Source organism: Winogradskyella ursingii (assembly GCF_013403975.1).
GTDB classification, from domain to species: Bacteria; Bacteroidota; Bacteroidia; order Flavobacteriales; family Flavobacteriaceae; genus Winogradskyella; species Winogradskyella ursingii.
The window spans coordinates 394,402-416,429 of sequence record NZ_JABFDH010000003.1; the positions used below are offsets into that span (position 1 = coordinate 394,402).

Annotated in this window: 20 protein-coding genes; 6 read left to right on the top strand and 14 right to left on the bottom strand. The window is 35.1% G+C overall.

What is annotated here, in order from left to right; translation table 11 throughout:
• Window positions 1-12: 12 nt before the first annotated feature.
• The 3 genes from HM983_RS09145 to HM983_RS09155 are packed head-to-tail and all read right to left on the bottom strand — an operon-like array spanning window position 13 to window position 3,070.
• The gene (locus HM983_RS09145) at window positions 13-1,107 is read right to left on the bottom strand and encodes a carboxylate-amine ligase (RefSeq protein ID WP_179345113.1); all 1,095 of its coding nucleotides are present in this window, start codon (window positions 1,105-1,107) and stop codon (window positions 13-15) included.
• Between the two features lie 60 nt (window positions 1,108-1,167).
• Window positions 1,168-2,313: an ATP-grasp domain-containing protein gene (locus HM983_RS09150; RefSeq protein WP_179345114.1), complete on the bottom strand. Its 1,146-nt coding sequence runs from the start codon at window positions 2,311-2,313 to the stop codon at window positions 1,168-1,170.
• 52 nt (window positions 2,314-2,365) lie between these two features.
• Window positions 2,366-3,070: an alpha/beta fold hydrolase gene (locus HM983_RS09155; RefSeq protein ID WP_179345115.1), complete on the bottom strand. Its 705-nt coding sequence runs from the start codon at window positions 3,068-3,070 to the stop codon at window positions 2,366-2,368.
• A 432-nt stretch (window positions 3,071-3,502) separates the two neighbouring features.
• Between HM983_RS09155 and fumC the strand changes: the two genes are divergently transcribed.
• Both fumC and hutI read left to right on the top strand, forming a co-directional pair.
• The gene (gene fumC, locus HM983_RS09160; RefSeq protein ID WP_179345116.1) at window positions 3,503-4,900 is read left to right on the top strand and encodes a class II fumarate hydratase; all 1,398 of its coding nucleotides are present in this window, start codon (window positions 3,503-3,505) and stop codon (window positions 4,898-4,900) included.
• 176 nt (window positions 4,901-5,076) lie between these two features.
• Entirely contained in the window at window positions 5,077-6,315 is a 1,239-nt protein-coding gene (hutI, locus tag HM983_RS09165; protein WP_179345117.1) for an imidazolonepropionase, read from the top strand.
• A gap of 64 nt (window positions 6,316-6,379) precedes the next feature.
• Here hutI and HM983_RS09170 read toward each other — a convergent pair whose 3' ends face one another.
• Entirely contained in the window at window positions 6,380-7,267 is an 888-nt protein-coding gene (locus tag HM983_RS09170) for a chromosome partitioning protein ParA (RefSeq protein WP_179345118.1), read from the bottom strand.
• Between the two features lie 79 nt (window positions 7,268-7,346).
• Between HM983_RS09170 and HM983_RS09175 the strand changes: the two genes are divergently transcribed.
• Complete coding sequence (locus HM983_RS09175) at window positions 7,347-8,366, top strand: formimidoylglutamase (protein ID WP_179345119.1); 1,020 nt, start codon at window positions 7,347-7,349, stop codon at window positions 8,364-8,366.
• Window positions 8,356-8,826, top strand: coding sequence for a GNAT family N-acetyltransferase (locus tag HM983_RS09180; protein WP_179345120.1), 471 nt, complete (start codon window positions 8,356-8,358; stop codon window positions 8,824-8,826). Before HM983_RS09175 ends, HM983_RS09180 begins: the two co-directional genes overlap by 11 nt.
• 15 nt (window positions 8,827-8,841) lie before the next feature.
• On the opposite strand, the gene HM983_RS09185 is transcribed toward HM983_RS09180, so the two are convergent.
• From HM983_RS09185 to HM983_RS09215, 7 genes are all read right to left on the bottom strand, one after another.
• The gene (locus tag HM983_RS09185) at window positions 8,842-10,545 is read right to left on the bottom strand and encodes a hypothetical protein (protein WP_179345121.1); all 1,704 of its coding nucleotides are present in this window, start codon (window positions 10,543-10,545) and stop codon (window positions 8,842-8,844) included.
• A 91-nt stretch (window positions 10,546-10,636) separates the two neighbouring features.
• Window positions 10,637-11,179, bottom strand: coding sequence for a hypothetical protein (locus HM983_RS09190; protein ID WP_179345122.1), 543 nt, complete (start codon window positions 11,177-11,179; stop codon window positions 10,637-10,639).
• Between the two features lie 93 nt (window positions 11,180-11,272).
• Entirely contained in the window at window positions 11,273-12,571 is a 1,299-nt protein-coding gene (locus HM983_RS09195) for a DUF6638 family protein (RefSeq protein WP_246277492.1), read from the bottom strand.
• Between the two features lie 39 nt (window positions 12,572-12,610).
• On the bottom strand, window positions 12,611-13,234 hold the full coding sequence (locus HM983_RS09200) for an NUDIX domain-containing protein (protein ID WP_246277493.1): 624 nt from the start codon (window positions 13,232-13,234) through the stop codon (window positions 12,611-12,613).
• Window positions 13,203-15,161: an AAA family ATPase gene (locus tag HM983_RS09205; protein WP_179345123.1), complete on the bottom strand. Its 1,959-nt coding sequence runs from the start codon at window positions 15,159-15,161 to the stop codon at window positions 13,203-13,205. Before HM983_RS09205 ends, HM983_RS09200 begins: the two co-directional genes overlap by 32 nt.
• Window positions 15,162-15,235: 74 nt before the next feature.
• On the bottom strand, window positions 15,236-16,276 hold the full coding sequence (locus tag HM983_RS09210) for a hypothetical protein (RefSeq protein ID WP_179345124.1): 1,041 nt from the start codon (window positions 16,274-16,276) through the stop codon (window positions 15,236-15,238).
• Window positions 16,277-16,328: 52 nt separating this feature from the next.
• Window positions 16,329-17,678: a coiled-coil domain-containing protein gene (locus tag HM983_RS09215; protein ID WP_179345351.1), complete on the bottom strand. Its 1,350-nt coding sequence runs from the start codon at window positions 17,676-17,678 to the stop codon at window positions 16,329-16,331.
• Between the two features lie 183 nt (window positions 17,679-17,861).
• On the opposite strand from HM983_RS09215, the gene HM983_RS09220 reads away from it, so the two are divergent.
• Both HM983_RS09220 and HM983_RS09225 read left to right on the top strand, forming a co-directional pair.
• Window positions 17,862-18,653 (top strand): MBL fold metallo-hydrolase, encoded by a 792-nt coding sequence (locus HM983_RS09220; protein WP_179345125.1) that lies wholly within the window; start codon window positions 17,862-17,864, stop codon window positions 18,651-18,653.
• Window positions 18,654-18,905: 252 nt separating this feature from the next.
• On the top strand, window positions 18,906-19,130 hold the full coding sequence (locus HM983_RS09225; RefSeq protein ID WP_179345126.1) for a hypothetical protein: 225 nt from the start codon (window positions 18,906-18,908) through the stop codon (window positions 19,128-19,130).
• A 69-nt stretch (window positions 19,131-19,199) separates the two neighbouring features.
• Here the strand turns inward: HM983_RS09225 and ettA are convergent, their stop codons facing one another.
• The 3 genes from ettA to HM983_RS09240 all read right to left on the bottom strand — a co-directional run bounded on the left by ettA (window position 19,200) and on the right by HM983_RS09240 (window position 22,011).
• Complete coding sequence (ettA, locus tag HM983_RS09230; RefSeq protein ID WP_179345127.1) at window positions 19,200-20,891, bottom strand: energy-dependent translational throttle protein EttA; 1,692 nt, start codon at window positions 20,889-20,891, stop codon at window positions 19,200-19,202.
• A 111-nt stretch (window positions 20,892-21,002) separates the two neighbouring features.
• The gene (locus HM983_RS09235; RefSeq protein WP_179345128.1) at window positions 21,003-21,185 is read right to left on the bottom strand and encodes a CAL67264 family membrane protein; all 183 of its coding nucleotides are present in this window, start codon (window positions 21,183-21,185) and stop codon (window positions 21,003-21,005) included.
• A 109-nt stretch (window positions 21,186-21,294) separates the two neighbouring features.
• Entirely contained in the window at window positions 21,295-22,011 is a 717-nt protein-coding gene (locus HM983_RS09240; RefSeq protein ID WP_179345129.1) for a pirin family protein, read from the bottom strand.
• Between the last annotated feature and the right edge of the window lie 17 nt (window positions 22,012-22,028).

Below are 22,028 nucleotides of genomic sequence, written 5' to 3' on the forward strand. Positions count from 1 at the left end.
AAATTTGTAGGTTTATAAATCTAAAGTAGTTTGTTCTATAATATAATCTACTACTTGTTTGAGGTCTTTTGTTTTTTCAAAAACGGCAAGTTGACGATCTGCGCCAGTACCGTTTTTAAGCATTTGGTTAATATATTCAATTTCTTTTCGTGAGCCTAAATCATCAACAACATCATCAACAAAATCTAAAAGTTCTCCCATCAAAAGTCTTGTTTCAACTTCTGCTTCTTTTCCAAAATCTATCATTTTGCCATCAATACCGTAACGACCAGCCCTCCACTTATTCTCATTGATTAAAGCCCTATGATAATTCATAAAATTAAGATTTTGACTTCTTAACTTGTAAAGTTTTGCCACTATTGCCTGTACGAGAGAGGCGATACCAATAGTTTCGTTTACAGTTAATGGCACGTCACAAATTCGGACTTCTAACGTAGGGAAAAAAGGATGAACTCTAATATCCCACCATATTTTCTTTGGATTATCGATACACTTTGTCTTAACTAATAAATTTACATAATGCTCGTATTGGGCATAATTATCAAACACACCAGGAATTCCTGTTCGAGGAAATTTATCAAATACTTTAGATCTAAATGATTTAAAACCTGTGTTTCGACCTTCCCAAAACGGAGAATTTGTAGACAATGCATATAAATGTGGTAAAAAATAACGCATAGCATTTACAAGATGAATTGCCATCTGTTTGTCCTCCATCCCAACATGAACATGCAACCCAAAAATTAAATTCGATCTCGCGGTATCCTGAAGTTCGTTTACAATTTCATCATAACGTGGATTTGGTGTAATAAGTTGTGTTTCCCATTTTGAAAATGGATGTGTTCCTGCAGCACCGATTTTAAAACCTAAATCGTTTGCTATACCAGATACTGTTTTTCTCAGATTAGTGATCTGTTCTTTAGCGTCTGTTATGTCTTCACAAATATTAGTACCAACTTCTACGACAGCCTGATGCATTTCGGCCTTACATTGTTCACCCATCACTTTTGCTGCTTCTGCAACAATTCTTTGGTCGTGGGAAATTAATTCGCGTGTTTCAGGATCTATAACTTGATATTCCTCTTCGATGCCTAATGTAAACTTCATAGTCGTAGGGTTGATTAAATAAGCCTGACTCAAGATAATAGAATCAAACTTTATTGAATATTATTTTCTAGGTGTTTTAGTTCTAACCGAAGACTTTTTAGCTACACTTTTTTTAGTTGGTGCTTTTTTAGCTGTGGTTTTCTTATCAGGGGTTTTACTTGTTGCGGCTTTTTTAACTGGTGCTTTTTTTATAGCAGTTGTTTTGGCTGTAGTAGCTTTTTTAGCTGGCGCTTTTTTCGCTACAGCTTTTGGTGCAGACATCTGATCAGTAACAAATGTTCCCCAAGTGAGATTCATTTGTCCCTTTTTATATTGTTTTGCTTTTTCAATAGCCATATTAGCAGCATTCTCAACAATCCACTCAAAATTTTCCTGACCTACAGAATTTACATCTGCATCTGGAGCTGGATTACAAAAATCAATCGCATAAGGTACTCCGTCTCTCACTGCAAATTCAACTGTATTGAAATCATAGCCTAAGGCTTTGTTTAATTTAATGCAATATTTTTCAACTAAATCCAATATTTTTTTATCTACTTCTGGCCCATCGATAACATAACGTAAATGGTGAGGATTACGAGGTTCGTACTGCATAATATGAATTTTATCAGTTCCCAAAGCGTAACATCTAAAGTATTCCGTGAATTGAATTTCCTCTTGAAGCATCATCACCAGATTTTCAGTCTCGCCGTGTTTTTTAAATAAATCTTCTGGGCTATCAACTCGATAAACGTTTTTCCAACCACCACCATCATGTGGTTTCATATAGGCCGGAAAACCTATAGTTTCAAACATTTTTTCCCAATTAAATGGGAATTTCATATTTCTAAATGAGTTCTCATCCGTTCCTTCTGGACGATGAGATGTTGGTAAGATAAAAGTTTTTGGTACAGGAACTCCTATTTTTTCAGCTAAAGCATTATTAAAAAACTTCTCATCTGCACTCCACCAAAATGGGTTGTTTATTACGGCAGTACCTGTAATGGCAGCATTTTTTAGATAAGCTCTGTAAAACGGAACGTCTTGAGAAATTCTATCAATTATAACAGCATATTCATCAGATTTTGCTTGTTCAACGGTATCGATAGATACAGCTTCTGCAACCATGTCCTTAATGCCTTGTTGTTCTATTTTTTCGTTAACTCTATCAATAAATGCCCATGGAAAGGTATTTTCTTGACCGAATAATATTCCTATTTTTTTCATTGTTTGTGGTATTTTTTGGTTTAGTTCTATTTGTTAATTAGTTAAATGTAAATTATAGTTTGGACAAATAATGCGGAAACATTTCTCTCCACAATGGCCAATCGTGTTTTGCCCATTTACGTTCGTCATACCAAAATGGTATATTTTTTTTTGCTAGGATACTTGCCATTTTTTTGTTGGCATCCAAGCAAATGTCCCACTCACTTGTACCCAGAATAATCTTCATATTCCAAAGTTCTGGATGGTTGGCATCTGGCATGTAATCTACTGGGTTATTAAAGAACACGTTATCGTCGTAATAACCGTCCACAAAAGATTTTATATCAAAAGAGCCACTCATACTAAACAAATGGCTTACACGCTCAGGATGTCTAAATGCAAAATTTGCAGCTTGATAACCTCCAAAACTCGGACCAGCTACTGCTACCTTTTGCAAACCTTTCTCATGCGTTATTTTGTTAACCAGTTCGTTGAGTATAAACTCGTCATACCACGCATGGTTTTTGGCGCGTTGGGCTGGATGTATTTTTTTATTATACCAACTTAATTCATTAATACTATCAGGACAATAAATTTGCACAATACCTTGCTCCACAAACCATTTGACGGACTCAACCAATTTCATATCCTTACACTCATTGTGTTTACCCATCGTTGTTGGAAACAAAATAACAGGATAGCCTCTGTCTCCGAAAACAAGCATCTCTATTTCCTTGCTTAACGTTGGAGAGTACCATTTAAAGTGTTCTTCTTTCATTATTAAATCCGTGGTTTTTAGAAAAGTTAAATATCCATTTTTCGACTTGTTCGATTAATTACAAATCAACTTACAAATATTTAGTTTTTAGTTAGTTAATCATTCAAATTTAAGCGCGCAAAAATACATTTTTTGCATAAATAAAATGATATTTTTTTCGATGAAAATTGAAGGATTTAAACTATAAGGCTTTATTGAATCTGTATTAAATATCGGGATTTTAAATGTAAAAAATTAACATTTAGGGCAGTTTCTTTCAATTTGTATGAATTGAGCAATGATAGGCCTATTTTATTGTGAAATCTGAGATTTTACAGAATTGACAAGTTATTAAACAACCAAATATAAAATCTATAAATAAAAAAGACCCAATTACATTCCTATAATTCTACAAAACCCTTAATTTTGTAAGGCTTTAAAACTAAAATTCTTATGAGTTACAGAATAGAAAAAGATACCATGGGCGAGGTCAAAGTCCCGTCAGACAAACTTTGGGGAGCACAGACTGAGCGCTCACGAAACAATTTCAAAATTGGTGCACCTGCCTCCATGCCATTGGAAGTGGTTTATGGTTTTGCCTATCTTAAAAAAGCAGCAGCTTATACCAATTGTGAGCTAGATGTACTTTCAAAAGAAAAACGCGATTTAATTGCTGAAGTCTGTGATGAAATTTTAGAAGGAAAGCACGACGACCAGTTTCCATTGGTAATTTGGCAAACTGGTTCTGGTACACAGAGTAACATGAACGTTAATGAAGTGATTGCTAATAGAGCACATCAAATTGCCGGCAAAACTATTGGTGAGGGAGAAAAAACCATTCAGCCTAATGATGATGTAAATAAGTCACAGTCCTCTAATGACACTTTTCCAACAGGAATGCATATTGCAGCTTATAAAAAAGTTGTAGAAACAACCATTCCGGGATTAATACAGTTACGAAATACACTTCACAATAAATCACAAGAGTTTAAAAACGTGGTGAAAATAGGAAGAACACATTTAATGGATGCCACTCCCTTAACTCTTGGTCAAGAATTTTCTGGATATGTCTCTCAACTTGATCATGGATTAAAAGCCCTCCAATCTACATTATCGCATCTAAGCGAATTGGCTCTAGGCGGCACCGCAGTAGGTACAGGACTTAACACACCAGATGGTTATGACAAATTAGTAGCTAAATACATCGCAGATTTTACCAATTTGCCATTTATCACTGCAGATAACAAATTTGAAGCTTTAGCTGCACATGATGCCATAGTAGAGACTCATGGTGCCCTCAAACAACTTGCTGTTTCATTGAATAAAATAGCAAATGATATAAGAATGATGGCTTCTGGTCCACGCTCAGGAATTGGTGAGATTATAATTCCGGCAAACGAGCCAGGAAGCTCAATTATGCCAGGAAAAGTAAATCCAACACAATGCGAAGCTTTAACGATGGTCTGCGCCCAAGTTATGGGTAACGACGTAGCGGTTACCGTAGGTGGTACACAAGGACATTACGAACTGAATGTTTTTAAACCAATGATGGCGGCAAATATTCTTCAGTCCGCTCAACTTATTGGAGATGCCTGCGTTAGTTTTGACGAACATTGTGCAAGTGGTATTGAGCCTAATCACGAAGTAATAAAAGAATTATTGAATAATTCCTTAATGTTGGTAACCGCCTTAAATACCAAAATAGGGTATTATAAGGCCGCCGAAATTGCAAATACAGCGCATAAAAATGGAACGACTCTTAAGGAAGAAGCGATTAATTTAGGTTATGTTTCGGCCGAGGATTATGATGAATGGGTTAAACCTGAGGATATGGTTGGTAGTTTGAAGTAAAATATGACGCCATTCGTAACTCTTTCAACTAAACCCAATATAGCCTGTGACTAGATCCATGGCAAAATATTTTATTCATTTAAGTTGAGTAAGTTCAAAATTATAACGCTAACCCAAATCAGTTAGCGTTTTTTTATCTCCAAAAAAATACCAATATTTACAGAAAGCCAACCAATATGTCCATTCTCATTACCAATATAAAACAGCTCCTTCAGGTTCGGAAATCTAATACTACGATTGTTAAAGGGGCTGATATGAAAATACTTCCTATTATAGAAAATGCATACGTATATATTGAAAATGATACGATAATCGAATATGGGAGTATGACTGATTTTAATGAAATTGAAGCCGATACCGTAATCGATGCAACTGGGAAAATTGTTTTACCTTCATGGTGCGATTCGCATACACATACCGTTTATGCAGGTGATAGAACTTCGGAATTTGTTGATAGAATTAAGGGCTTAAGCTATGCAGAAATCGCCAATCGTGGCGGTGGAATTTTAAATTCAGCAAAAGTACTGCAAGAAACATCTGAAGATGATTTGTTCGCACAATCGATAAAACGTGTTAATGAAATCATAGCTATGGGAACTGGAGCGATAGAAATTAAAACAGGCTATGGATTAACTGTTGAAGCAGAGCTTAAGATGCTTAGGGTCATTAAACGTATCAAACAGGAAAGTCTTGCTAAAATAGTTCCTACACTCTTGGCGGCACACGCCATTCCAAAAGAATATCAAAATAAAAAAGAGGATTATTTAAAACTAATCATAGAAGAATTAATTCCGAAAGCTGCAAGCCTTAAAATTGCTCAATATATTGATGTGTTTTGTGAAGAAGGATATTTTAATCTCAGTGAAACAGAGGCCATCCTAGAAGCTGGCGCAAAGTATAATCTCAGACCGAAAATACACGTAAACCAATTTAATGTTTTAGGAGGTGTTGCACTAGGCGTTAAGCATAATGCGCTTTCTGTAGATCATCTCGAAGAATTAGAAAAGGAAGATATTGAAGCTTTAAAAAAGAATGAAACAATCCCAGTAGCATTACCTGGTTGTTCTTATTTTTTGAGTATTCCCTATACACCAGCAAGACAACTTATTGATGCAGGATTACCCTTGGCTATTGCTACAGATTTCAATCCAGGTTCATCACCGAGCGGCAACATGAATTTTATTGTTGCCTCTGCATGTATAAAACTTAAAATGACTCCTGAAGAAGCTATCAATGCAGCAACTATAAATGGTGCGTATGCTATGGGTATTAGCAATATGTATGGAAGTATTACTAGAGGAAAAAAAGCAAACCTTATAATTACCAAACCTTTAAACGATTATACTGAAATTCCTTATGCATTTGCTCACAATCATTTGGATAGCGTTATAATTAATGGCGCGCATATAATATGAAAAAATCCGGAAACACAAGGCTTCCGGATTTTTAACTATCAATCAATCAATCAAATTATCAATATTATCTCAGAACGAATTCTGAAGACGATATCAACTCTTTATCGTTAAATACGTTAATCTTATAACGTCCTTCTTCAAATTTTGTGTCCTCTAATGCAGAAAGATATTCACATACATTTAAGTTTCTATTTTCGTAGTTGAAGCGACTAATTAAACTATAGTTTAAAACTTGGTCTTCAAACTGAATTTGGTCATTAGCACCTAAAACATTGTTCTTAGGATCAATCACTTGTACATAAAGTTCTTTATCACCCGCTTCAGACAGTGTATTCTTAGCTACAGTAAAACAAACTTTAATTTTATCACTACGCCTTGCTCTCTCTGTTGGTATTTGTTTTCCGCTACTTCTTTCAATAACTCCCATACCTACTAAACCAACAGTTTGTAAAGCAGCTGCATCTTTAACTACACTGGCCAATTCAGTATTCTGAACCAATAATGAATCAGTAAACATTGTACGCTCTGCTAACTGAACGTTGGTACTATCTAAAGAAGTTGCCAATAATTCATTCTCGCCTTTTAAACGATCATTCTCAGCTAATAAAACATCCATTTCTTCCTGAAGACTTGCGAACTTCTTCTTATATCTCCACAAACTGTTTACACTATTTTGCGAAACTTTTAAAGAATCCATCAATCCTTGTATACGACCTCGTGCTTCAATTAAATCTTGGTTCTTAGATTCTGTTTCTGCTATGGCAACATCATATTCTTTTGCCATATTATTAAGGTCATTCATTACCTGCTCTTTTTCGCTCATGAGCGTCCTTTCGGTTTCTTGCTTATCATTGTAAAGTTTAGACGCAAAAAATGCAGTACCTAAAAATAATACCAATAATATACCTAAACCAACTTTTAGTCCTGTACTAGTTTTTTGTGAACTTTCCATAAATTTTTGTGTTTTTAAGTTATTGTAATTCTTGTTTTTTAATTTAGCTTGTCGGTTACAATTATAAATATAAATCTAAATGAGAAATCTCGTCTTATTTTCAGAAAAAGAAAAACAACATCTTTTAAAGAAGCGTAAAGGAGAATCAAAATTTGGAGAACATATTCAGTTATTGCCTAACCTCACTAATATATACGAGGATATCAATAATTTAGACGTTGACTATGTTGTTTTCGGAATATCTGAAGCTATTGGAGTTTACGCAAACCACGGAAACACTGGTACTCAAAGGACTTGGGAAGCAACAATTAAAGTTTTGTTAAATATCCAGAGTAATGCATTCACAAAGGCTAATCGAGTTTTAGCACTAGGACATTTTAAGTATCCTGAACTTGAAAAGGAACTCGAAGCTCTTAATCCAACGAAGAAAAAAAGCATTGCAAAAGCTAGATCTATGGTTGAAGCTATAGACAAAGATGTCACTCATTTGGTGTCTAAAATTGTTGAAGCTGGAAAAACTCCTATAATTATTGGAGGCGGACATAACAATGCATACGGAAATATAAAAGGATGTGCATTAGCAAATAACAACAAAATAAACGTGGTGAATTTTGACGCACATACCGATTTTAGAGCTGAAGAAGGCAGACACAGTGGAAATGGTTTCAGTTATGCCTTTGCTGAAGGATTTTTAAATAATTATTTCATTTTTGGGATACACGAAAACTACACCTCGGACAACGTATTTAAAGCATTGAAGAAGGTAAAACACATTAAATACAACACGTATGAAGCACTTGAAGTCCGAAATGAACTAAAATTTAAATCAGAATTAGAAGTAGCATCAGACCACGTAACTTCATCTCCATTTGGTATTGAAGTTGATTGTGATGCAATTACAAATATACCAAGTAGCGCTATGACACCAAGCGGGTTTAGCGTAAAACAAGCTAGGCAATTTGTAAATTATTTTGGTGCACACAAAAATGCGAGTTATTTGCATATTTGCGAAGCAGCAACAACAGACAAGACCGAACATCAAGTCGGTAAACTAATTACATACTTAATTACAGATTTTCTGAGAGCACATGATAACTAAGATAATTGACTATAAAAACGAAAATGCCAATGATTTCTATGAACTTAATATAGAGTGGCTAAAGACCTTTTTCTATGTTGAACCATTTGATGAAGAAGTGTTAAGTAATCCTGAAAAATATATCATCGATAAAGGCGGATTTATTTTTTTCGCTTTACAAAATGACGAAGTTGTTGGTACCGTAGCTTTGATGCCCACTTCAAAAAAAGGTATTCTAGAATTGACAAAAATGGCTGTTTTACCTGAAATGAGAGGACAAAAGATAGGTCAGGCGTTGTTGCAGCACTGCATCGATTTTGCACAAATCAAGAATTTAGAAGCACTTCTACTCTATTCCAATACTAAATTGGAAAACGCGATTTACCTTTACAGAAAGTTTGGCTTTAAAGAACTAGAGCTAGAAAAAGATAGTCCTTACGAGCGGTCTGACATAAAAATGTTATTGTCATTTCACAATTAATGCAAAACGTACATATTATTCTTTCTGATTGTCTACAGCCTTTAAAGAATCCAACTGTCTTTGCAACGCTTTAATTCGCTCAGAATTATCCTCTACCTTAGGAATAGTCCTAAGAGAATCCAATTCTTGCGTCACGATATCTTCATCTTGAGGTGTTTCATTATAGAAATAACCAATACCTTCACTGGCTCTCCAGGCTTCATTTAACTGCTCGTAAACTGTTTGATCCCATTGGCTAGGATGCTTCACATCTATCCAAATGACATCTCTATATTCACTGTCAATCAAAACTAAATCTGGGGTAGCGGAACCATCAAATTGTTGTGCATTATTTTCGCTTATTGATGAAATGGTTCCTAGGAAGAACATGCGTTTCCTACCAGCAATCTCTTTTATATATGGTCTAAATTCAACAGGAGTACTGGCTTTCCAGTCGTATTCTTTCCTGGATTCCTTGACTTTTAAAGGCATGGCAGAAACACCGGCAAAACCTTCTTTTTTGGTAGCATGGTCGTAATAAAACATCTTATCTGTACCATCAGCTGGAATAAAAACACTGTAACTTAAACTGGTACGTTGGTCTCCAACAGGTTCTAAACCAAACCAATGGTAGAGTCCGCTATATGCATCAGAATTGCTTCCCGCGAAATCAAAGTCGGTAACATATGGTTGCTGATTTTGGTCTTTTGGCATCACTGGAATTTTTACTGCTGTTTCCATATTCCATGGTAGTGGGTCACTAAACCCTCCTAGGAATTTTAAAGATTCCGCTTGAAGTTGAGATACTTCTTCCGCCAATGTGTTCTGTTTGTTTAAAAATGAATAGTCTTTAATCTCATCTGGACTTACAAATGTGCCTTTACCGATGGTAATGCGCTCCAAATAGTCATTAATATCGTGCTCGCCATTCTCAATTATCATCACACCTCCAAAAGAAGGATAAGGGAAAAAGAAACCTTTCCACTTTATTAAACTAACCACTTGTACCCAATCGTCTGAGTCGTTCTTCATATAAAACGTATCGCTCGGCTCATAATTAAAAAGCATCCAAGGATTAAAACGTTGTACTACAGCATTATATGTATTTCTACTAAACTTTAACGATTCACCTATAGAAAACGTTACAGGGACTCGATTCTCATTGGAAAATCTCGGAAATGGAGACGTACTGCTAACCGAGAAAACTTCCTCAGTATTATCACTAATACGTTGCATAATATACTTTTCGCTTGGTTGAATTGCCATAGTCCACTTGTTCTCTGTTCCAATCCTAACTAAATGTGGCAACGAAACGTCTTTGGTTTCTCCTACACTTTCATTTGCCATGGAAAACACGTTTCTTAATGGTTGAATCCGCTCGTTTTGGGTTAAAGGCAGCTCGTTTATTTCTACTTTATTGAGATTGTTGAATACATTATAGGTTTTCATATAATCGTACAAACCTTGATTCCAGCCAAAAAAATACAATACGCCAAAAAACACGATTAATAGTCCAAGAATTCCAAGCCGCGTTCCTGTATTTGCACTCTTTCTGAATTTTCTTAAACCCAAAATCAGAATTAATAGACTGATCAAAATGATGAAAATGTATTTTCTGAAAAATAATAATACAGGCTGGTAATCATCCCTGAAAAAGAACAATAGAATGAGTGCTAATAAGGCTACGAAAATTGTGAGTCGTTTTTGTTTTGCTCCTTTGTTCCAGTAGTTTTTTATCATAATTCTTTTTTATTCCTACGAAGGCAGGAATCTATTTTTAGTTCTCTTAATTTTATGAGATCCTGAAACAAATTCAGGATGACACTTGGTGCTACATCAACCCTTTATCCTTCAATCGTTCACGAGCACTTTTCTCGTTCACTTTCTTTTTAGGCTCGGTTTTTATTTCATCTTTTGAAACTTCAACTGCTTTATTATCTTTATTTTTTATATCCTCTAAAAATTCCTTTCCTTTTTCTACAACATCATCAAACTTGTCTTCTAAAGATTCGCTTTGTGTTTCAATCACTTCCGAAGACGAAATGAAGAAATGTGCTACATAAGTTCCCAAAAGCGTTCCAGCTGCAAAAGACGCAAATGCCGAAATCCCATTATAACTACCAAATACTGAAATGGGCGTTAAAAATTCAACAATCAAAGCTGCAATCAAAACAATAGTCACTACAAATAACAGTCTTGGGATAAAAGCCTGCCTGTAAACAAACCCTTTTGGATTGTTTGGACTCATTTGAAGTTCTTTGCTATTTACGATTTTGTTTAGCATTCGGTATGCACCATTACCGTTGGATTCTCTCCAATAAAGGAATATTCCGAATAAAATTGCTGCTATGAAAATTACTAATTCTAATCCCATATTATTTTATTTAGTTTTTATTGTGGATTCTGCATCGAGTGCAGAATGACAAACGCTATTGAAAGCTTCTGTTATAAAATTAGTCTAAAAATCCTAAATATTGTTACGAATTCGCTCAATTACCCAATCCTTAAAACTATCGTCCCAAGTATCATAACTCTTGTAAAACTGCTCCTTATCATACCAATATAGAAATAATACATCCTTTGGTGAAATGTTGATTAATAGCTTATGGATTAAATCCCGATGCTCGGCAGACAACGACGAATGTGGTTGGTGCAAAGCAAAATATAATGATTGATCCACAAGGTCTTCTAACTTATAGGCGTTGCTGCGTTCTAATTTTTCTAGATACAATTCAATGCTCATTACTTTCTTGCGAGATTCGATGTCAATTTTATTCAAATAGCTCTTAAAAAGTGATTTACTGTTCAATATTTCTTTTATTGGATGCTGTGCATCTGTAATGCATTGTGCCAATTCATACATTTTAATACGTTCGTAATTCGGGGTCTTTACAATAGATTCCAAATCACATTCGATAATGATATGGTCTTTCAATTTGTCCATTAATTCGGGTTGCGAAATATGATAAATCAACACATCATGAACCGTATCTTTTATGGCTTCCTTGTATGCTTTTTCATCTTCAAAAATCACAATAGGTTTAATAAAATCGCGCAATACATACACACCTCCAAAAGCTCGTGTAAAAAATGAATTTGTAGTAAATTGAAGTGGATGCAAACTTAAATCGCGATGACGTAAATCGCCATAGGTTTTAGCGGATTCTAAAATCTGTTGCTGAATGGTTTCGTCAATAAAATTATTTCCAATTTTGAATTTTTCAACGAGTCTGAATTGCTCTTTTTGAATTTCAGTTAAATTATCAATTAATCTAAACGTAATGCTGACTTCGTCATATTTTAAAATATCCAGCGGCTCATAAAACACATCAATATCTTGGTCAAAATCGATACAAATAGCTGAATCTCGAGTAATATCGTTTATTTTTTGTCCATGTGTTCTAAACACGTGCTGCATCATTTCCCTGTCGAACGAATGGAATGGCAAATACACAGGCTTTCCCTTTTGTAATGGCGAAATAATTATACCATGAGGATTAGCATCTCCATGATTAAGGTATTGAATATCCTTCTTTTCTTCGGCAATTTCTGGGCTCCAACCTACTCCGTCTATTGAAAATGATTTGAGTTTTGTTTCAGTAAAACCTAATGTTTTTAAGCATTTGTTATAACGCTCAACTAATTTTCCGCTTACGGGAATGAGTTCACTTCTGTATAGATTTGCTTGTTTTAGTTTTTGCATCTTGTTGCCGCGAAAGCGGTAATCTTTCTGTAATTCCTGCGAAGGCAGGAATCTAATTTTCATCAATATTTTTATGGATTCCTGCTTTCGCAGGAATGACAATCAGTTTAATAATTTATTTATCTGCGCATATTGTAAAAGCATTATGGTCTTAGCATCAACAATATCACCATTGTTTATCATATCAATTGCCTTCTGAAAAGGTATTTCTATAATTTCAATGTCCTCATTTTCATTATCAAGTCCGCCACCATTTTCAACTTTCATAGTGCTATCATATTTACCGACAAAGCAGGAAAATCGTTCCGTGCTACCACCTGGTGTAGCAAAAGCGTCATATACTTTTTTCAACTCTGGTACATCATAACCTGTTTCTTCCAGAATTTCACGCCTCATGGCTCTTTCGGCTGAATCATCATCGCTTTCCAACATTCCTGCCGGAATTTCCAATAAAAAACCACTTTCACTTCCGTTCATATATGCAGGTAATCTAAACTGTTTTACTAAAATTACCGTTTGTTTTTCTGAATTGTAAAGTAATGCTGCAGCTGCGTTGCCGCGTTCCAAAACTTCCCAAGTATTATCAACCCATTTACCATTTTCTAACTGATAGTCGAATTTCACTTCAGAAAGTGTAAAATACTTATCAGACAGAATTTTACGATTAATATTTTTAATACGCTCGCTCATTTTATTATCTCTTCCCAAATTGTTCTCTCGCTTCATTCTCAATATTCAGCTGATTGATTCTGGCATCCACTTTACGTTTAAAGTCAGTATCTGCAATAGTTGCCACATTATCCAGGTAGCGAATCACTTCCTGTCTTCTTATGTCTGAGAAATTCAAACCTTTCATATTAGATTTCATCAATTCCTGAAGCATATTGAATTTGGTTTCGTAATCCTTTTTGAAATATTTTTCAGGATTCTCGAACCACTCTTTTTCCAAGTCAAAATCCGTTAAGCGCAATGATATGGCTGATTGGATATTCCGCACGTCTCGAGATGAGAAAAACGGAAATATCTTCTGGATCTCTTTATATAAAGCGGCATAAAACATATGGTCATCCGATTCGTGAAGCTTTTCAACTTTACTGAATGTTTCGTGGACACGTTCTTCCGAAGGTTTTTCAACCAAGTTCAGAATATCTCCCATACTTTTAGCCAACCCTTGGTCGTCTAAATACTTATAATTTTCTGGGTCATCCATATTAACAAAGCTTGGCATCGTATCCTGTAACTTTCGCCACCAAATGTAATCTTGGTCCAAGAAATCGTTCTCAGTCCGTGCACCATCAATTTTGAACCTGCCTTGCACACGAGAAATCACAGCCTTATCCAACATTTCTGGAAGGTTAGTAAACAATCCTATGGAACTATTGCCATAGTTAACGGCATATGCACCCTCAGTATATCTTAAAAACACACCGATAACTTCCTTTACACCTGCTGAAACACCTTGTGCTGTACGTTCCTGTAAATTGTTTTCGGCATCGTCAATTGGTGCAAAAATCAATTTTGAAGGGTCTTGCAACGGTTTCATCCATTCCACCATTTTTTCGGCAGAACCTCCTTGAAATGTACTAATCAATGTATCTGGCATTGGATGAAATAAAAATGGAATATTCAAATTATCCGAATGCTCTTTAAGCCGCGTGGCAATGGCTGCAATGAGCATACTTTTCCCGGTTCCTGGAATTCCGTAGCCCATAAATACTGGCATAAAACCTCCTAATTCCTGAAATGGATTCTTTTTGGCTTCGAAATCATAACTCAACAAGCGTTCTGTTAATCGTCTTGCAAAGTGTTTTGCATCGCGGTTTCCAACGATTTGTTCGAATTGGATTTTATTGAATTCTACACTTTTTGCAGTGCCTTGAAATACATTTTCCCAACCTGAAACTGAAAAGTCAGAGTTTTCGAGTTTGTAAGTTCTATCGGTAATGGTTTCAGTATATTCTAACGTGCTTTTTCTGAGTTGGATTTCTGCAATCAACGCTTCAAAATAAACGACTGTAAAGTCGATAACATCTTTATCGGATTTGATAATTTCAGGATGCCCTAAATACTTGTCAAAATAAAACAATTGACAGGAAATTCCTTTTAAAGGCGTCATAAAAGACACTTCCGGAATGCCCGCAAACTTTTGCTTCATTACGGATAAATCGTCTGAAGCGTGTGGTTTTAAATCGTGTAAAATTTTATATGCTGTCGCATAAAGCATAAATGCTGTAGCTGTGTGCATTTTGCTTTCATACTCACGCTTTCCCGACGCATCCAATGCCGATTTGTTTTCGGTTAAACTCGATAAACCTGAAGCTTTGTAATAGCTATCCTTAATCCAAATACCAAGTGTAATTCCCTCCTGAACTGCATATAACGTTTGATTTAGATGAATTGGAATAGCAACAGACTCTGGCAACAAACGTTTTTTTAGTGCTAAAATCGTTTTTGAAACCGAGGTTACATTGACGTTGCTACCGTTATTGGCTCGAGATAAATACAGTAAAATAGATTCGTCTTTCCCATCGTTATCACGGTTTTTAGCACGCTGACTTTGCTCCCATTGAATGGATTTTAAATACGACGTCGCTTCATCACGAAGCATATCGAGTTCGTTTTGTTTTATTGGGAAAGTTGAATTGTGTTCCATTATTTAGTCTTCAGTCTTCAGTCTTCAGTATGCAGTTCGCAGTACTGAAGACTGCGACTGCGACTGAAAACTCTTTATTTTATTTTTAAATCAGAAATTTCAATTGGCGGCTTGTCCAACTTATTCATAATTTCTGGTGTTTTGTTATATAGCAATTGTATAATTCTATGTGGTGCAAATACATATTTTCTGCGGAAAATAGGATTCCACTTTTGAAACGTTTGCTTGCTGAAAAAACTGCCTTCTTTGAATTCACTTTTTGAATTGACTTCATCGATTTTGAAGGAAATGGCAAAGGATTCCAGCGGAATTGTTTTTTTTGAAATTCCGTCTAAAATGGCGTGCGTCACTTTGTTTTCATCTTTGGCAAAAACGTTGTGTATTGGACCTAAATCAACACGTTTTATAAGTTTAGGAAATAAATCTGGCAAACGTTTATCGATGGCGTAAGCCATGGTATCTAAATTCATTTCACGATCGGCAACTGTTTTTAAAACGTAATAAATATCTTCTCTGTCTTTTTGCGGATTACCATCGTAATTAAAATACATGTAGCAAACGAATGGTCTGTTGTGAGATACCTCATAAAAACTCCAGCTTATTAAATACTCAGCAGGTGATCCTTCTGGTGCTTTAAGAATTTTACCTTGAACAAACCGATTGAAAATATATTCCTTCTTAGCCGATGAATAATAGACAATTGATGCCGCTTGAAAGAGTTTTCGTTTTGAAATCGGTTCTTTCTTTCTCATCAATGTATCAAGAAATTCTTCCTTTAGCGTTTCAATATCAGTCAGCTTTCCGAGATATTCCTCTCGTAATCCTAAATCATTGAATAAATATCGAAACTCTAAATAATTAGGAAATCCAGAATCGGTTAAATCGACCTTCATGTTTTCCTCGTCGTCATACATGTACTTAACTCGCATGGCTTCGATGGAATACAATAGCAAATCGCAATACTGCTTAAATAACCGAATTTCTTGATCATTTATAATTTTATGATGTTGAACCGTGACGATAAGCTCCTTGAGCGTAAAGTCTATCATTTTATGATAAAACACATACTGCTCTTTGGAATCTAAAACGGCAGAATCAAGCGGAGTAACAATCATATAGTTTTATAATCTGCAGTTTTTGTTCTATAGATAATTGATTAAATTAATTTTATGATAATAAATCATCTTCGTCAGACTTTGGTTGTGGCTCACCAGCTGGTTTACCTGCATCATCACCTCCAGAAGGTGCACTAGCATCAGCATTATAATAATCTTCAAAGATCTCTTTCATGTCAATACCGTAACGGTCTGCAAAGTTCTTTTGGATGTCCACATCCTTTGCCCTGATTTCTTGTAAAGCCTCAGCATAACTGCTGTAAACACCTTGCATTACTTTTTCGTGAACTGGAATATTATCCATCATTTCCTGACGTGCTTTAGCACTAGCCGTATGCATTGCTGCTAGAGTTTCACCAATATGTTCATCGGTTTTAACACCTAAATGCTCTAAAATAGCTGCGAATTCTTGGTCAGTTCTCGCCTTTAATGCTACAACATATCCGTCATAATATTTTAATCTTTCGTCTGTATCTGATTTCAATTTTGCACGATGTGTTTGCAAGTTGCTACGTAAAGACGTTAATACTTTAATAGTTAGATTATGCTTATGTACAAAACTATCTTTTGAAGCTGCCAAAGTGGTGTAAGCGTTTTTAAGCCCTTCCAATTCTTCAACTTTTTGCTCTAACTGTGTTACCTTCTCTAAAGCTTCGGAATACTCGGCAGATTGTTTATCGGCAACTTCTTCTAAACCTTGACGAGCTTGTTTAAGCAAAGCATACTGCTCTTCCAATTTATCTTCAACTTCCTTTTTCTTTTGAAGTGCTTTAGTGTGATTATTGCTGGCTTCAACAATTGCTGTTTTCAAACTTTCTTCAACTTCTTTGATTTCGAGCTCCCTGTCTTTTAATCGCTTGATTGCAGCTTGACTTTTAAAAGAAAGTTCATTCAACAATGTTTGTACATCTGCATTTTCAATACGTTGCTGAAACATTGCTTTCGCCTTATTATCAGATGCATCACGCTCTTTTTGGGCATTTTGAAGTTCTTCCTCAGCTTCACGGATTTTACTTTTACGTCCCCAAAGATTGTTCCACCACGTATCTGGTTTTGCTTTGGCGTCTTCCAATTCAACTTTAGCGCGTTCTAATCGCTTAATGGCGTCGTCAATGACTTTTTGCTCAGCTGCGTTAAGTGCAGAAAACCCCTCGAACATAATACCAACTTCATCTTGATAATCCGTTAAGTCCTTGATGGCATCCAATAATGTGGAACGGTCTTTTTCAGCCATATCCACTACGTTATCTAAAGTAGCATTTAATATTTTCTGACGACTTTCAGGATCATCCTCTTGAGCCAATTTGGACTTCATTTGGTCAATGGCTTTTCCCCAATTAACATCTACTTTTTCAGTTTTTTCGTTGGAATTGGTTTCTAATAAATCAAAATCATCAGACATATTATTTGGTGGTATTAAATTGAACAATTAATGGATAAGCAATTTCGGTAATTTTATAAGAGGAAAAAAATTTTACCCTCTAAAATATATGTAGTAAATGTTATCAAAATGTTACAGACTTATCTATATAGCTTATTGTTTTATATCTTTATATCGTACAATTAAACCAACAAACCAATACACATGAAATACTTAAAAATAATTTTAGTCCCACTCACAGTAATTCTATTTTTTAGCTGTAAAAACGAGAAGAGTGACGTCAAAACCGAAGAAAGCGAAAATGTCACAATGAATGATTCTCAAACTATAGATAACGAACAGAGTCTAAAAATCACACCAATTAAGCACGCTACCATGATTTTAGAAAGCAACGGTGAGGTTATATTTATTGATCCAACTGGAGGTGCAGAGGCTTTTAAAGGTAAAGATCAACCAAATTTAGTACTTATCACAGATATTCATGGGGATCATTTAAATCTAGAAACATTAGAGGCCTTAAACTTAAAGAATTCAACAATTATCGCACCGAAAGCCGTTATTGAAAAATTACCAAAAAATCTTGGAAAAACAATTGTAACACTAAACAATGGTGATACTTATGATTTTAAAACTATAAATATTGAAGCTATACCAATGTATAATTTGAGAAAAGAAGATATGGATAAACATCCAAAGGGGAGAGGAAATGGCTATGTGCTTACAATAGATGACGAAAGGATCTACATATCTGGTGACACTGAGGATATTCCGGAAATGAGAAGTCTAGAAAATATAGATAAAGCTTTTGTGTGTATGAATTTACCTTATACTATGCCTGTTGAAAATGCTGCAGATGCTGTCTTGGAATTTAAACCAAATACGGTATATCCCTATCATTACAGAGGAGCTGACGGATTTAGTGATGTCGATAAATTTAAAAGTTTGGTAAATCAAGGTGACGATTCTATAAATGTAGAACTTCTAGAATGGTATTAATTCTGAGAATCCATAATTAAATGACTAAAAGAGACTGAAAAAGTTAAATTTTCAGTCTCTTTTAATTTAAGTTATTAACATATAAAATCTTACGTAAAGCTCAAATACACTGCGTTTTGTCGGATTATTAACACGGTTAATCGGTGTTTTATTTAGTTAAAATTGGTAAAATATTTAATATTAAGTGTTTAACATTAATTTTTTATATATATTTGTCTTGCATAGATATCCCCAAGTCTAAACATAATAATTATGTATAATCTACTCTACACAAAACTATTAATGGTAACTGTAACACAGTTGACCATGATTTTAATCACTGTCGCTTCTATATTTTTAGTGTTTATTCTCATTGCGATTATAAAGATGTACAAACTTAAGTCTGAGAATAAAAAACTTATGGAAACCAACGCTTTTGAGGATGTAGATGAAACTTATAAAGACTTTACAAGTGGACACCTTTACGGTGATAATTAATTCGCAAAAAAAATTAATCAAAAAAGCCAGCTATTAAGCTGGCTTTTTTATTTTTTGTTGTTAGTGTTATTATCTCACTAATTTTTTATACTTAATTCGTTTAGGCATCAAATCTCCACCTAAGCGCTTTTTCTTATTTTCTTCATAATCAGAAAAACTTCCTTCAAAGAAATACACTTGAGAATTTCCCTCAAAAGCTAAGATGTGTGTACAAATACGATCTAAGAACCATCGATCATGACTAATCACTACAGCACAACCTGCGAAGTTTTCCAAACCTTCCTCTAGTGCTCTTAATGTGTTCACGTCTAGGTCGTTGGTTGGCTCATCTAATAGTAATACGTTGCCTTCTTCTTTTAACGTCATGGCCAAATGCAAACGGTTACGTTCACCTCCAGAAAGCAATTTTACTTTTTTATTTTGTTCGCTTCCAGAAAAATTAAATCTACTTAAATAAGCTCTGGAATTAACTTGTCGACCTCCCATCATAATCAACTCTTGCTCATCACTGAAGTTTTGCCAAATTGATTTATCAGGATCAATATTAGAATGTTTTTGATCCACATAAGCGATTTGAGCAGTCTCACCGACTTTAAATTCTCCTTTATCAGGATTTTCCTCTCCCATTATCATCCTAAAAATGGTAGTTTTACCAGCACCGTTGGGTCCAATGACACCAACAATACCTGCTTGTGGCAAGTTAAAATTTAAATCCTCATACAATAATTTATCCCCATAGGCTTTACTTACACCTATCGCTTCAATCACATTAGTTCCGAGACGTGGGCCGTTTGGAATGTAAATTTCCAATTTTTCGTCAAGTTGCTTTTGATCTTGACTCATTAATTTATCGTAATTTTTTAAACGTGCCTTTTGCTTAGTTTGGCGACCTTTGGCACCTTGTCTTACCCACTCTAACTCACGCTCTAATGTTTTTTGTCGTTTAGAAGCTGTCTTGCTCTCCTGAGCCATACGCTTCGATTTCTGATCTAACCAAGATGAGTAGTTTCCTTTCCACGGAATCCCCTCTCCTCTATCTAGCTCTAAAATCCAACCCGCTACATTATCCAAGAAGTATCTATCGTGCGTCACCGCAATTACAGTCCCTTTGTATTGCGCTAAATGATGCTCAAGCCAATGTACAGATTCAGCGTCTAAATGGTTGGTAGGCTCATCCAAAAGCAATACATCAGGTTCTTGGAGCAATAAACGGCAAAGGGCTACACGACGTCTTTCTCCACCCGAAAGCACACCTATTTTTTTATCACCTTCAGGCGTTCTAAGCGCGTCCATAGCGATTTCCAATTTGGTATCCAACTCCCATGCATTGGATGCATCTATTTGATCCTGAAGCTCTGCTTGTCGATTCATTAGCTTTTCCATTTTATCAGGATTGCTATAAACTTCTTCCAAACCAAACTGATCATTTATATTGTTATATTCATCAAGTATAGCCACGGTTTCTGCAGCACCCTCACGCACCACTTCCATAACGGTTTTTTCATCATCCAATTGGGGCTCTTGCTCTAAATAGCCAACGGTGTAGCCTGGCTGAAAAACTACATCGCCTTGATAATTTTTATCTACTCCTGCAATAATCTTTAGCAAAGTAGATTTACCTGAACCGTTTAGACCAAGTATCCCGATTTTTGCTCCGTAGAAGAAGCTCAAATATATATTCTTTAAGACTGGTGTATTTGCTCCCTGAAAAGTCTTGGTAAGACCGGACATGGCAAAAATTACTTTTTTATCATCACTCATTTTGAGTTAAATTTTTTGAGGTTACATTTTATTTACAAGCTTCTCAGTTAGGTTCTTGATTAGATTAATTGGACAATACTCACAAATTGTATTTAATACAATTAATATCTCTTATACCCTTCCTTTTAATGCATTGAATACCCAAGCATTTGCTAAGAAACCAATTCCGACAGAGGCAAAACCCCATCCAGCGGATTCGTGATATCTAAATGCTCCCAAAGCAATTAGGGCTAGTCCAACAACAATCATAATCCATGTGGCCCATGCTAACACTGTATTTTTATTCATTGCCATATTTATCTCTATTTTATTTTTTGATAGTTAGTCGAAATACAAATATCGTTATTTTAACCAAAAAAGCATCCCGATTTGGGATGCATTTATCATCGATATATTTCAAAATTTATTGCATTGGCACTTCAACAATTACTAATTCAGAATTTTCAATTGCTTTTATAGTGACCTTATCCGTATTGTATATTCCAATTGCATCTCTTTTAGTCAATTGATTTTCTGTAATTTCTACTGAGCCATTTAGCACGAAAACGTATAATCCGTTGTTTTCAGATTTTAATTTTAAACTTATCGTTTTTTCTGAATCTAGATTTGAACGATAGATATAAGCATGCTGACTGATCGGCAAGGCGTCACCTTCAATATTATCTTTTGGTGCTACAATAGTTTGAAGATTATTCAGCCTCTCTTTTTTAGCAAATTTTCGTTGTTCGTAATTGGGTGTTACATTCAATTCTTGAGGTAAGATCCATAATTGCAAAAAATTAACCTCTTGTGATTTGCTATCATTAAATTCTGAATGTGTTAAACCTGTGCCGGCACTCATAACCTGAACTTCATCTACCTCTATGGCACGTTTATTTCCCATATTATCCTTATGCGATAATGCCCCTCTTAACGGTATAGAAATGATTTCCATATTTTGATGAGGATGCGTTCCAAATCCCATTTTTGGCTGAACAACGTCATCGTTTAATACGCGTAACATACCAAAATTCATACGTTCTGGGTTTTGGTAACTCGCAAAACTGAATGAATGATGCGACTTTAACCAGCCGTGATCGGCATAACCTCTTGTATTTGCTTTGTGGATAATTGTTTTCATATTATTATTTTTGATAC